Source organism: Arthrobacter sp. T2-23 (genome assembly GCF_055398325.1).
Genome location: NZ_AP027917.1, coordinates 1,603,899 through 1,616,760, shown reverse-complemented (window position 1 = coordinate 1,616,760; position 12,862 = coordinate 1,603,899). Strand labels below are relative to the sequence as shown.

Annotated in this window: 12 protein-coding genes; 2 read left to right on the top strand and 10 right to left on the bottom strand. The window is 70.3% G+C overall.

The window, feature by feature from the left end; all coding sequences use genetic code 11:
• Positions 1–33: 33 nt before the first annotated feature.
• The 7 genes from ACZ5Z0_RS07360 to ACZ5Z0_RS07330 all read right to left on the bottom strand — a co-directional run bounded on the left by ACZ5Z0_RS07360 (position 34) and on the right by ACZ5Z0_RS07330 (position 6,696).
• On the bottom strand, positions 34–996 hold the full coding sequence (locus ACZ5Z0_RS07360) for a type IV toxin-antitoxin system AbiEi family antitoxin domain-containing protein (protein ID WP_464110539.1): 963 nt from the start codon (positions 994–996) through the stop codon (positions 34–36).
• Positions 997–1,143: 147 nt separating this feature from the next.
• Entirely contained in the window at positions 1,144–1,893 is a 750-nt protein-coding gene (locus tag ACZ5Z0_RS07355; protein WP_464110538.1) for a dienelactone hydrolase family protein, read from the bottom strand.
• A 141-nt stretch (positions 1,894–2,034) separates the two neighbouring features.
• Positions 2,035–3,333, bottom strand: coding sequence for a tRNA guanosine(34) transglycosylase Tgt (tgt, locus tag ACZ5Z0_RS07350; protein WP_464110537.1), 1,299 nt, complete (start codon positions 3,331–3,333; stop codon positions 2,035–2,037).
• Positions 3,334–3,366: 33 nt separating this feature from the next.
• Positions 3,367–4,092, bottom strand: a complete 726-nt coding sequence (locus ACZ5Z0_RS07345) for an SRPBCC family protein (RefSeq protein ID WP_464110536.1) — start codon at positions 4,090–4,092, stop codon at positions 3,367–3,369.
• Positions 4,093–4,192: 100 nt separating this feature from the next.
• Entirely contained in the window at positions 4,193–5,236 is a 1,044-nt protein-coding gene (locus ACZ5Z0_RS07340; RefSeq protein ID WP_464110535.1) for a DUF6707 family protein, read from the bottom strand.
• Positions 5,237–5,345: 109 nt separating this feature from the next.
• The gene (locus tag ACZ5Z0_RS07335; protein ID WP_138767511.1) at positions 5,346–5,885 is read right to left on the bottom strand and encodes an NUDIX hydrolase family protein; all 540 of its coding nucleotides are present in this window, start codon (positions 5,883–5,885) and stop codon (positions 5,346–5,348) included.
• A 46-nt stretch (positions 5,886–5,931) separates the two neighbouring features.
• Positions 5,932–6,696, bottom strand: a complete 765-nt coding sequence (locus ACZ5Z0_RS07330) for a VOC family protein (protein ID WP_464110534.1) — start codon at positions 6,694–6,696, stop codon at positions 5,932–5,934.
• 43 nt (positions 6,697–6,739) lie between these two features.
• Here ACZ5Z0_RS07330 and ACZ5Z0_RS07325 point away from each other — a divergent pair, with 43 nt between their 5' ends.
• On the top strand, positions 6,740–7,357 hold the full coding sequence (locus tag ACZ5Z0_RS07325) for a YdeI/OmpD-associated family protein (protein WP_464110533.1): 618 nt from the start codon (positions 6,740–6,742) through the stop codon (positions 7,355–7,357).
• Positions 7,358–7,398: 41 nt separating this feature from the next.
• Complete coding sequence (locus ACZ5Z0_RS07320; protein WP_464110532.1) at positions 7,399–8,118, top strand: phosphatase PAP2 family protein; 720 nt, start codon at positions 7,399–7,401, stop codon at positions 8,116–8,118.
• Here ACZ5Z0_RS07320 and ACZ5Z0_RS07315 read toward each other — a convergent pair.
• From ACZ5Z0_RS07315 to ACZ5Z0_RS07305, 3 genes are read right to left on the bottom strand one after another with little or no spacing between them, the layout of a single operon-like run.
• The gene (locus tag ACZ5Z0_RS07315) at positions 8,115–10,043 is read right to left on the bottom strand and encodes a glycogen debranching N-terminal domain-containing protein (RefSeq protein ID WP_464110531.1); all 1,929 of its coding nucleotides are present in this window, start codon (positions 10,041–10,043) and stop codon (positions 8,115–8,117) included. The genes ACZ5Z0_RS07320 and ACZ5Z0_RS07315 overlap by 4 nt on opposite strands.
• A gap of 54 nt (positions 10,044–10,097) precedes the next feature.
• The gene (locus ACZ5Z0_RS07310; protein WP_464110530.1) at positions 10,098–11,273 is read right to left on the bottom strand and encodes an ABC transporter ATP-binding protein; all 1,176 of its coding nucleotides are present in this window, start codon (positions 11,271–11,273) and stop codon (positions 10,098–10,100) included.
• Positions 11,270–12,862 carry an ABC transporter permease gene (locus ACZ5Z0_RS07305; RefSeq protein WP_464110529.1) on the bottom strand — a complete coding sequence of 531 codons (1,593 nt, stop codon included), beginning with the start codon at positions 12,860–12,862 and terminating at the stop codon, positions 11,270–11,272. Before ACZ5Z0_RS07305 ends, ACZ5Z0_RS07310 begins: the two co-directional genes overlap by 4 nt.

Below are 12,862 nucleotides of genomic sequence, written 5' to 3'. Positions count from 1 at the left end.
ACGGTTCCGTGCCCACTCGACGTTAGGAAGCGTCTAGCCGGCAGCGGACCGTCGAAACGGCACGGACCCGGCCCCGTCGCCGCGGTTCAACGCCCGGAGAACCCGGTATTTGAACCCGACCTCGTCGAACAGGTCCTTCCACTCGACGCGGATAAACGTCCAGCCCTGTTCCATCAGCGCCTTCTCGCGGCGCCGTTCGGCGAAAACGACGTCGCTCGTGGGCCGGTAGTCGAAGTACTTGGTCCTGCCGTCGAACTCCAGGGCCACTTTGCTCTCCGGCCATGCCAGATCCAGCCGGTGCTCGCCGAGCGGGGTGCGGACGACATACTGCAGTTGGGGTGGAGTGATCCCGATCCGGTTCAGCAGCTCTCTCGTAAGGCTCTCCCCGGCTGATTCGGAGCGAGGATCGGCCAACTCGAGGGCGCGGCGCAGTGCCACGACTCCGTTTCGTCCGGCCAGCGCGGCACACTGGGCGCGGATCGTACCGAGGTCCGCACCCATCCGCGCCGCATGATCGACCAGGATCACGGCCTGCCGCACGGTAAACATCAGGCAGCAATCCACGACCGTGCGCTCCAGCGACGTGCAGGGGAGTCCGTCGACAAAGCAGATTTCGCGGCTGGCCAGGGACCGCGTGTGCGCCACGACATCGCATCCGTGCGAAATCGGCGAGGGACAGCCACTCTGGGTGAGGTGCACGCGGTCATCGACCTTCCAGAGCTGCAGCCCCTGAAGGCTGGCACCCGAGACATGGCTGTAAACGAATCCTCCCGCCGACGTCGTCAGCGTTCCGAGGGCATGCGCCGAGATCAGCTGCCGGCGTCGGGAGGCGGCGTCCAAACCACGCCACCAGTTGCCGCGGGCGTAGCAACCACGGCGCAACCGGACGAGGTCAGCCCGCTGGACCAGACGGGCGATGGCCCTCGAATTGTGTCCGGACGCCAGCAGCTCGTCCGTGCGCCAGAGATTGGGGGCTGCTGGGAGCTCAAGGTGCATGGGACCAGCTTCAGCCGCCCGCCGAGTGACTGCCCAGACAGGGCCCCGTCTATGTGGACAACGCCGTTTCGACGGTTCCGTGCGGGACCGACGCCGGCTGGCATCGAGTACGCGGGGAACCGTCGAAACGGCGAAGGCCCGGCCCCGTCAGGCTTTGAGTGTCCCGTCGAGAAGGTCGCGGAGCTCGCGGAAGTGCCGTTCGGTGGCCTCCGGGTGGAACGCGGAGGTATCGGCCATGGAATAGCCGTGGGGTGCCCCCGCGTAGACCTCGTTGCTCGCCTTCAGGCCGGCGGCGTCCAGGGCGCCGCCCAGCCGCGCGACGGCGTCGGAATCCATGCTGCGGTCGTGGTCGGCGTGGCCGAAGACAAACCGGGCACGGGCGTTGCCGAGCGCCAGATGCGGGCTGTCGGGTTCCTCGGTCGCGAGGCCGCCGCCGTGGAAGCCGCCGCACGCGGCGACAGTTTCCGGGTGGGCGGTGGCGGTGCGCACCGCGAGCCGGGCACCCATGCAGTAGCCGACGACGCCGATGCTGCCCGGGGCGACGCCGTCGAGCTTGCCAAGAGCATCCACCCAGCTGTCGATGTCGGGCAGTGCTTTGTCCGTGGTGAGGCGGCCGACGCGCGGGAACGCGGCTGCGCCGGCGGCTTCGCGCCCCTCCTGGGTGGTCATGTCTGTGTCCGGGGCCAGCTGGTCGGCCGTCCCTTCGCGGTAGAAGACGTTCGGGGCCAGGACGACGTAGCCCCAGTCCGCGATGCGCTGGGCCATTTCCTGGATGCGGGGGCGCAGGCCGAAGGCGTCCATGTAGAGGATGACGCCCGGGAACGGGCCCTCACCGGTGGAGGGGCGGGCCACCAGGGCCTCGGCTGTACCGTCTGCGGCGGGAATCTCGATAAACATCCGGCCAGCCTATCCGACGCCGCTTAGACGGTTCCGTGCCCGCTCGACGTTTAGCGGCGTCGAGTGCGCAGGGAACCGTCGAAACGGGGCGGGAGAAGGGGGAGGGGGAAGGGACGCGGGGACGGCGCGCCCGGGGCGCGCCTAGGAGTAGTACCGGCCCAGGGTCTCGGCTTTGAACTCGAAGAAGGTGCCGTCCTCGATGGCGCGGCGGGCATCGTCGACCATCTTCACCACGAAGCGCTCGTTGTGGATCGAGATCAGGGTGGCCGAGACCATCTCCTTGGCCTTGAACAGGTGGTGGATGTACGCCCGGGAGTAGTTCAGGCAGGCGTAGCAGTCGCAGCCTTCCTGCAGCGGGCCGAAGTCGCGCTTGTACATCGCCCCGGAGAGGTTGTACCGGCCCGTGGGGTGGTAGAACGCCGAGTTGCGGGCCACCCGGGTGGGGGAGACGCAGTCGAAGGTGTCCGCGCCGTTCTCGATCGCGGTGAAAATGTCGTCCGGTTCGGAGATGCCCAACAGGTGCCGGGGCTTGTTCTCCGGCAGCTCCTCGTTGCACCAGCGCACGATCGTGCCCAGGTTCTCCTTCTCCAGCGCGCCGCCGATGCCGAAGCCGTCGAAGTTCATGGCGCCGAGATCACGGCAGGCCTTGCGGCGCAGGTCCTCGTACTGGGCGCCCTGGATCACGCCGAACAGCGCCTGGTATGGCTTCCCGACGCGCTCCTCCGTGAGCCGGAAGTGTTCGGTGATGCAGCGCTCGGCCCAGCGCCGGGTGCGCTCCAGGGACTCCTCCTGGTAGCCGCGGGAGTTCTGCAGCGTGGTCAGCTCGTCGAAGGCGAACATGATGTCCGCGCCGATCAGGTGCTGGACCTTCATCGAGATCTCGGGGCTGAACCGGTGCCGGTCGCCGTTGAGGTGGCTCTTGAACCACACGCCCTCCTCGTCCACGTGGGCGAGGCGCTCCTTGCCCGGGGCGACGGCGTCGTCCGGCCCGGACGTGTCCACCGATTTCATGTCGATGACCTTCTTGAACCCCGAGCCCAGGCTCATCACCTGGAACCCGCCGGAATCCGTGAACGTCGGGCCGCGCCAGTTCATGAAGGCGCCCAGGCCGCCGGCCTCATCCAGGACGTCCGCGCCGGGCTGCAGGTAGAGGTGGTAGGCGTTGGCCAGGACGGCCTGCGCACCGAGTTCGGCCACGGCTTCCGGCAGCACGGACTTGACCGTGGCCTTGGTGCCGACGGCGATGAACGCCGGGCTCTGGATCTCGCCGTGCGGGGTGGTGATGGTGCCGGTGCGGCCCAGGAACTCGCCGCCGTTTTCGGCAACCTGAGAGCCCGACGGCGCACACGTTTCGCTCAGGCGCTTGCCCACCCGGAAGGAAAACTCCCCTTGCCGGGCAGGGGCGGCGGGCAGGGGCGCAAAGTCAGGATTCGCTGGCACCGTTCAAGTGTGCCAGCTAACACCGCGGATCCCTTAGTGCAGCGGGTCCGATGTGGGGTAGTTCTCAGCCCGCCAGGTGTCCCAGTGGGTGCGGATGGCTTCGAGCCGGTGCGCGCCGAGATCGTAGGTGGAGATGATCCCCAGCGAGCCGCCGTCGGGCCGGACGTCGGGGATGGCGGGCTGGTCCGCCACAATCAACAGCCCGTCGCCGTGCTCGGCGTAGCTGTGGACCGTCAGGCCCACCTGGTGGTTGCTCCGGAACCAGACCTTCCCGGCAATCTCCTCACCCGTGGCCAGGGTGAGCGAATACGGCTCGCCCGGTTTGGGCACTTCAGACAGGCCCAGTTTGTCGATCGCGGAGCCCCCGGTCCCTGGCACGGAGAAGAAGAACGTCCGCCGCTTGCCGTGCGGGTGGTGCTCCAGGGCGAAGCGCAGCTGGTGCAGGAAGGTCAGCCAGCCCTGGGTGATGTCCTCATCCCAGGCCGCCCACTCCGAGTTGTGGTCGATTGCCGCACGCGTGACGCTGACTTCCGTGCCGGTGGGGACCGGTTTGAGGGTGAAGATATCGCCGCCGTCGACGACGAGGGAGGTGTGGTCCGCGCTCTCGACCACGTTGGGGCCGAAGTAGATCGCATTGATCTCGGCGGCCTGGTCGTCGGCCTCCCAGCCGTGCCACTGGGCCACCTTCGCGGGTTCGCGCAGCATCGTCCAGACCTGCGGCGCGTCGGAGTTGATCACCACGCTGAGATTGTTCGTCATGGGGTGAATCTACAACGCACGGCGGCCGCCGGGTAGGGCCAAACGTCCACCGGGCAGGCGCCCCGGCCGGGCCGCGGAACCCGATTTCGCCCGGGTGCGCTCAGCCGCGGACGGAATCGAGTTCGTTGCCGATCCGCCGCTCCAGTTCAGGGCCGCCTATGGTCTGCGAGCCGCCGTGCGCGCGCAGGAAGAGCAGTGCCTCGAGCCGCAGCAGACGCCATTCGCGTTCGGCGTCGGGGTTGGAATTGTCGATGGCCCGGAAGATTTCCTTGTCGTACAGGTTGGGCTCGTTGAGGGAGCGCTGGCGCACCTTGGCGTTGATCCGGGCCTTGAAGGGGTCCGTCTCCATTGAGTCGGGCGCCCGGAGGAACTTCTCGTACACTTCGGCGCGCTTTTCTTCCCCGCGCTGGCGGCAGATGTAGCTGGCCAGCGCGAGGGACGCCTCCACCGAGGCCCAGCGGCCGGGGTTCCCGTCGAAGGGGAGAACGTTGAGCAGGTCCGCGACGGCGAGGGCGTTCTCGGCGTCCTTGAGCACCACAAACAGTTCATGGGCCAGGTCGCTGAGGTCCTTGAGGCAACTGCCGGACTTGGTGTTGATGCCCTTGGTGAGCCGGTCGCTGAGCAGCAGCACTCCGAGCGCGTCGGGATGCGCTTCGGCCGCGGCCTCGACCACCGACTCGGGGGTTCCCTCCGGGGCCGGGATCAGGGCCAGGTCCGCTTCGCTGGGGCCGCTGGCAGCCGGCGGGGCCACCGGCGGGGGAGGAACGACGACGGCGGGGGCCGCCGGGCTGCCGTCGTCGGCGGGGAGGTGCTGGACCAGCTGCAGTTCCGGGCCGCCGTCGTCGGCGGAAACTGCGGGGGCCTCGCCCGCGGAGGCCTCGGGGAGGGAGTCCGCGGCGGCGTCCTCCGGAGAGTCCGGCTCGCTGTCCCGGACCAGGACCACGGAGCCGGCGGCGATCCGCAGCACACCGCCGCCGGTGAGGGTGGCCCGCACGATGGCCGGCGAACCGAAATCGTCGTTGTCGACGTCCACGGACTGGATTTCGGCGGTGCGCGTGGCGTCGGGCAGGAGCAGCAGATCCCCGGTCCGCAGAGATCCCGCCTGCCGTTCGCTGTAGTTCAGGGAGGCTGTGGGGTGGGTCATCTGGAGTCCTTAAATTCTCTTTCGGTCCGCTCACCAGTCTACAAAGACCGGGGCCAGAAGTCGGGGACGCCGGGGACCCCGGCGGTCCAGCGGCTCGGTGCGGAGACCCCTAGTGACCGACGCCTGCGAAGGCCAGTGCCTGGCGGATCAGCGCGCCGCGGCCCCCGCTGAACTCCAGCTGCACGTCCGAGCTGAGCACTTCCTCCGGCGTCATCCAGGTTAGTTCGAGGGCGTCCTGGCGGGGCGAGCATTCGCCGGTGACGGGGATGATGTAGGCCAGCGCGACGGCGTGCTGCCGGTCGTCGGTGAACCCGGTATGGGACGGCGAGGGGAAGTATTCGGCCACCGTGAAGGGGACCGGGCTGATCGGCAGCTGCGGGAAGGCCAGCGGGCCGAGGTCCTTTTCCATGTGGCGGAGCAGGGCGGCCCGGATGGTCTCGCGGTACAGCACCCGGCCGGACACCAGGGAGCGGATCATGGTGCCGTCCTCGTCGGCCTGCAGCAGCGTGCCGACCTCGTTCACAAACCCGAGCGGGTCCAGCCGGACCGGGACGGCCTCGACGTAGACCATGGGAAGCCGGCCGCGGGCCTCGAAAAGATCGTCGTCGGAGAGCCAGCCGGGATTGGGGTCGGGGGTGCGAACGTTCATGGTTAAGTTCTACCGCATCCGGGGTCCCCGGGCGTGGTCACACGGTTCAGCCTGCGACCGGCGCCGAAGAGATCCAGAGAGCGTGCGGGTGGGCGGCGCCGCCGTCGGCATCCGGGTTGCCGACGTGCAGGAGCGGCACGGCGGCTTCCTCCCTCACCGCAACGTCGTGCCCCGCCCCGGCGAGGCGCTCCCGCAGCAGCTCAAGGTCGCCCTCGTATTCGAAGCCCAGCCCGGCGCCCCCGGCTCCCCGAGCAGTCCCGGCGGCCGCGCCGACCATCAGCACCCCGCCGTTTTTCGCCGTGAACGCCTCGGTTTCCGTGGCGTCCGCGTCGGGCGCCGGGCGGGGGCGGGCCCCGATGTCGCGCAGAGTCCGGGCCGCCGCCGTCGGATCCTCCGCAAACCAGACGCCGACGACGGCGAGGCCCGGATCCGCGTCCGCGGACGTGGACCAGGTGCCGTCGGACGCCCGCGTGGCGGGGTCGGCCAGGAAGCTGAAGCCGTCACCGGCCGTGACCCGGCACGAGGGTCCGTGGTCCGCCTCGATGAGCTCGGCGGTGGTGCCGGCACTACCCGCACCGGCTTCGTTGGTCCGGCGGGCAAACTCCGCCACGTCGCCGACCTCGACGCCGAAAGCGGTGGTGCCGTCCTCCGCGGAGCCCGCCTCGGCGAAATGCAGCGCGAGGCGCCCGGCGCCGGCGTCGAACTCCCGCCAGGTGGCCTCGTCGACGGTCTTGACCATGCCCAGGTCGGCCAGCAGGCGCTCCCACTGGTCCAGGCGGGAGGTGAAATGGATGGGGCGGACACGCAGCATGGGAGTCTCCCTGATGGGTTGGGGCCGGGAGCACAATGGTGCCATGGCCGATGAGCTAAAGGAACTGCTGGTGAAAGATGCCGCCGCCTGGCGCGCCTGGTTGGAGAGGCACCACGCGGACAGCCCCGGAGTGTGGCTGGTGCTGCACAAGAAGGGTGGTTCGGTGACGGAGCTGGATTACGAGGCCGCCCTGCAGGAGGCGCTCTGCTTTGGCTGGATCGACGGCCAGGGACGGCGCCGGGACGCTGAGACGTCCTTCCAGCGGATGACCCGCCGCGGACCGAAAAGCGTCTGGTCGGCCCGGAACGTGGAACGCATCGGGCGCCTCGAAGCGGCGGGCCGGATGGCCCCGGCGGGGCTGGCCGCCGTCGAAAGCGCCAAGGCGGACGGCCGCTGGGAGGCGGCCTACTCGGGCCAGGCCTCGGCGGAGGTGCCGGAGGATCTCGCCGCAGCCATTGCGGCGGAACCGCGGGCCCAGGCCATGTTCGACGTCCTGACGTCGGTGAACCGGTTCGCGCTGATCTACCGGACCAACGCGGTCAAGCAGCCGGCCACGCGGGAACGCAAGATCGCGGGTTTCGTGGAAATGCTCGCCCGCCACGAGACGCCCTACCCGCAAAGACGGCGGCCGGACCCGGGACTTTCAGCGCCTTCCCAGTAATGGTTCGGGATACCGACAGCCAGAACTGGCATAGTAGCCCAATGCCTAATACCCAACTCGTGCAGCCCCGGGGCGCCGAGGCCGCCGTGCGCTCGCAGCGCGCGGCGTTCTTTGCCGCCGCCGGGCTGCTGGTGGCCGGCGAGACTGTCTTCTGGCTTATGCTGGCCGCGGTCCAAACGAAATCCGGCCTCGCGCTGCTCGACGGCGGTGTCCACGACGCCCTGGTAGCCGGCCGTTCGCCCATCGCCACCGCGAGCCTGGCCGCAGTCAGCACCGTCACCTCCCCGACCTGGATGACGGTCATCGGGGGGTTGCTGGCGCTCGGCTGGGCCGTCTGGAAGCGCGAAGTCTGGCGGCCGGCGCTGCTCCTCGGAGCCATGGCGGCCACCTTCGGGGTTTCCACCCTCATCAAGCACCAGATCGCACGCGCCCGGCCCTCGGCCGCCGATTTCCTGATGGGCCCGGACGATGCCCTGTCCTTCCCCTCCGGGCACACGTTCGGGACCGGCGTCTTCCTGCTGGTGCTGGTGTACTTGCTGCTGGGGCACGGCAGGGCCCGGACGGTGCGGCGTTCGACGTCGGTGCTGGCGTTCTCGGCGGCGGCCGCCGGAACGCTGCTGGTCGCGTTCAGCCGGCTCTACCTCGGTTACCACTGGCTGACGGACGTGGTGGCCTCGATGGGGCTGGCGGTCGCGGTGACGGGGATCGTGGTCCTGGTGGACGGCCTGCGGGAGGCGCGGAAGGCAGTCCCGGCAGCCTAGAAGGCGACGCCGAGGGCCTGGGCGAGGACCACCGCCGAGGCCGAGGACCAGGCCTGCGGGTGGCAGGAGGCCGGATACGGCACCGCCCGCCCCGACTCGGCCGCGGTGACACCGGAAAAAAGCTCCGGGAGCCGGTGGCCGAACGCGCCGGAGGCTGCCAGCAGGCCCTCGGCGAGCACCCGGGCCTCGGCAGCGAGGCCTTCGCCGAGCAGGCCCCGGATCGCGATGGCGGTGTCGTGGCTCCAGACCGATCCGCAGTGGTAGCTGAAAGGCCAGAAACCCGCCGCCCGCCGGGACAGGGTGTGCAGACCGTAGCCGGAGAACAGCTCCGGGCCGAGCAACCGGTCCGCCACAAGCCGCGCCTCACCGGCCTCCAGGATCCCGGTGCCCAGCAGATGCCCCATGTTGGACCCCGGGACATCCAGCGGCTCGCCGTGGCCGTCCAGCGCCATGGCCGGGAAGCTGCCGCCGTCGTCCTGCACCCAGAACCGCTCGCGGAAGTTGTGCTTCAGTGCCGCCGCGAAGTCGCGCAGCTGCCGGGCTCCCGGTTCGCCGTAGGAGTCAAACAGGTCCGCCGTCTGCACGGCCGCCTGGTAGGCGTAGCCCTGGACCTCGGAAAGGGCGATCGGGCCGTCCGCGTGCCGGCCGTCGCTGAACTGCATGGCGTCCCGGGAGTCTTTCCAGCCCTGGTTGCTCAGGCCGTGCCCGGAAGTGTCCTGGTAGCTGAGGAACCCGGCGTTGGCGGTAGTGCCGGCAGCGGCAGTCCCCGCGGCTCCGCTGCCGGCCGAGCCCGCAGCCAGCAGCCACTGAGCGGCGCGGGCGGCGCTGGGCAGCAGGGAACGGACCGCGCCGTCGTCGGTGCCGGCACGGCCCAACTCGCCCAGCAGGCACAGCCAGAGCGGGGTGGAGTCCACGGCGCCGAAGTACACCGGCGGCAACCGCAACGCCTGGCTTTCCAGGACCAGTTCCTTGGCCCGCAGTTCATGCAGGATCTTGCCGGGCTCCTCGGCCGCCGCAGGGTCGGCTTTGGTGCCCTGGTAGGCGGCCAGGGCACGCAGGGTTCCGGCGGCCAAGGGGGCGTCGAGCGGCAGCAGCAGCCGGGCCGCCCAGAGCGAATCGCGGCCGAAGAGGGTGAAGTACCAGGGTGCCCCGGCGGCCAGGAAGGGTGCGTCCGGGGCCTGGCGGCTGGCCAGCCGGAGTCCGTCGAGTTCGTCGAGGGAGTTGTCCAGGAGCAGGCCCAGCGGCCCCTCCGGCAGGGCCCGGATACGGCGGGGAGCCGGCAGCGGTGCGGCCACCACGGCGTCCTCACTGTCGCTCAACACGGCCTGCCATTCCGCTTCCAGCGGCCTGCCGCGGCCCGCGGTGCCGCGCCAGCTGAGCCGCTCCCCGGGGCCAACCCCTCCCGGCGCGGACACCGTCAGGGTCTTGCCGCCCTCGCTCCAGCGCAGCGAGGACGCGTCCGCCGCGGCGGGCTGCAACGGGTCGCGGAAGCGGCCGAGCCGGATGGCGGCCATGTCGGTGAAATCCGCCGCCAGCCGCACCTCAATCTCTGCGTCCACCGCCTCCAGCGAGGTGCTCAGCCGCAGCGAGACGCGGACGGCGCCGGGCGTGACGGTCCAGGTCTGGAGGAGTTCGACGGCGGGGTCCTCGGTGGGCCCCTCGATGCCGCGCACCAGGCCGCGGACTTGGAGCACGCCGCCCGGGGAGGCCTCCACCGTGGCCGGTTCGGGTGCGAACCCGTTGACCGCCACCTCGGCCCGGCACAGCATCCGGGTGTCCCCGTGCAGTAGCCCGGTGAACCACCCGCCCGTACCTGTACCGGTGCCGGGTGCGCCGCCGGCCAGCCTGCCGTCGGCGTCGAGCCATACCTGGGTGGGGGCGGCCACGGAACAGTGCTGGCGGTGAAGGGCTGGTTGAACAGTCATGCGCCCCAGCCTATGCCGGAGGCCCGGGCCCGAACTAGGCCTGCCCCTGGGCGCTCAGTCCTGCGCGTCGTCCTCCATCGGGAAGGCCACGGCTTCACCCACCACCCGCAGGCAGAGTTCGGTGCCGGGGCGGGCGATGGAGGCGTTCCAGTGCCGGATGGTGATGATCTCGCCGCCGCCGGGGTAGCGGTGGTCCGCCACGGCGCCCTCGGCGAGGACCGGCGGGACGGCGAGCTTGAGCCGGACCGTGGTCTCCGGGCCGAAGTAGTCCGTGTCCACGACGGTGCCGCGGATGGGCCCGTCCTCCGCGATCCGGATCTGCTCGGGCCGGAGCATCAGTTGCACGCGGCCCTGCGCCGGCGGCCGGCGGACCGGAATGCCGCCCAGCGAGCAGGTCGCGAGCGAGCCTTCCATCCAGGCGTCCAGGATCACCGCGTCGCCCAGGAACTCCGCGGTGGCCCGGTCCGCGGGGCGGGTGTAGACGACGAACGGGTTGCCGATCTGGGCCAGCTTTCCGCCCCGCATTACCGCCACCTGGTCGGCGAAGGAGAGCGCCTCGGCCTGGTCGTGGGTGACAAGGATGGTGGTCACCCCGGCGTCGTGGAGTACCTTGCCGACGGTGCGCCGGGTGGCGACGCGCAGCCCGGCGTCGAGCGCGGAGAAGGGTTCGTCCAGCAGCATGAGTTCGGGTTCACGGGCAAGGGCGCGGGCCAGCGCGATGCGCTGCTGCTGGCCGCCGGAGAGCTGGTGGGGCCGCCGCTTGGCCATGGCCGGGTCCAGCGCGACCATCTCCAGCAGCTCGGCAACCCGGGATTTGATGCCGCGGTGGCCGCCGGGGAGCTTGCCGGCGTCCAGGCCAAAGGAAATGTTTTGGCCCACGGTCAGGTGCGGGAAGAGGGCACCGTCCTGGGCCACATAGCCGACATGCCGTTTGTGCGCGGGCACCCAGGCGCCGTCGCCGGCCACCTTGGCGCCGTTGAGCGAGATGCTGCCCGTGTCCGGGTGTTCGAAGCCGGCGATCAACCTCAGCAAGGTGGTCTTGCCCGAGCCGGAGGGGCCCACGATCGCCGTGGTCCCGCCCTTGGCGACGGAGAGGTTGACACCCTTGAGGACGGCCTGGGAGCCGAAGTTCTTGGTCACGGCCTCGACCTCGAGGTGGCTGTTGGTGCTGGGCGCAACGGAGGGGGCGATCCGGGGTTCCGGAAGCCGGGAGGGGTTCTGTTCGGTCACTGTCCCGCTGCTTTCTTGGACTGCTGGAAGAGGAGGTAGGTCATCGGCGCCGAGATCAGGATCATCAGCAGGGCGTACGGTGCGGCGCCGGCGTAGTCGATCTCGCTGCTCTTGCTCCAGAACTCGGTGGCCAGGGTGCGGGTCCCGTTGGGGGAGAGCAGCAGGGTGGCCGTCAGCTCGTTGACGATCCCGAGGAACACCAGGGCGGCGCCGCCTGCCGCAGCCGGGGCGGTGAGGCGCAGGGTCACCCGGAGGAACGCAAGCAACGGCGGCTTGCCGAGGGCCTGCGCGGCCTCATCGAGCTCCTTGGGCGCCTGCGAGAGCCCGGAGCGGATGTTCACGAGCGCCCGCGGCAGGAACAGCAGCACGTAGGCGGCGACCAGCAGCGCGGTGGTCTGGTAGAGGTCGGGCGCCATCCGGATGCTCACGGTCACGAAAGCGAGGCCGACGACGATCCCGGGCATCGAGCTGGTGATGTAGTTGGAGAGCTCCAGGGCCTTACTGAACCAGCCCGGATGCCGAACGGCAAGGTACGCCATCGGGAACGCGACCACCGTGGTGGCAAGGGCGCCGGCCAGGCCGTAGCCGAGGGTCTGCAGCAGCGCGGGCAGGAATGCCTCGGCCGCCCAGACGTCGGGCCCGCCGGTGTAGATCCAGCGCAGCACAAAGGTCAGCGGAAGCCCGAACGCCAGCCCGGTCAGTGCCAGCAGGGACAGCTGGGCGGGCAGCTGGTAGGCGTGCAGCGGCAGGCGCAGGGCGCGGGCCTGGGCGCCGGAACCCACCCGCGCGTACCGGGCGGTGCCGCGGCTGCGCACCTCGACCAGTAGCAGGATCAGGCAGAAGAACACGAGCACGCTGGCCAGCATGTTCCCGGCCGTCCCGTTGAAGGTGGACTGGTACTGGACCATGATCGCGGTGGTGAAGGTGTCGAAGCGGATCATCGCGAAGGCGCCGTACTCGGCCAGCAGGTGGAGCGAGACCAGCAGTGCGCCGCCGGTCATCGCGATCCGGAGCTGGGGCAGCACCACACGGAAGAAGGCGCGCCAGGCCCCGAGCCCCAGGGACGCGGCGGACTGCTCGATCGCCGGGTCGAGCCGGCTGAGCGTCGCGGCCGCCGGGATGTAGACCAGCGGGAAGTAGGACAGCGTCGCGATCAGCACACCGGACCAGAGCCCGCCCATCGAGGGCACGGCGGAGACCCAGGCGTAGCTGTTGACGAACGCCGGAACGGCCAGCGGGGCGGCGAGCAGGACGGCCCAGCCCTTGTGGCCCTTGAGGTTGGTGCGTTCCACCAGCCAGGCGCCGCCCACGCCCAGGACCAGGCAAAGCGGCACGGTGATCACCGTGAGCAGCACGGTGTTGAGCAGGAGCTCGCCCACCCGGGCGCGGAAGATCAGTCCGACGGCGGTGTCCCAGCCGGTGGCCACCGTCATGACTGCCACGTAACCGAGCGGGATCAACGAGAAAAGGGCGATCAGGACCGCCAGGATAGCCACCACGGAGACGCCGAAAGGCGGGCGGGGGCGCTTGCCCCTGCCCGCCGTCGTCGTGCTTCCGGTGGTTCCGGGAGCCGCCAGAGTGCTGGTCAC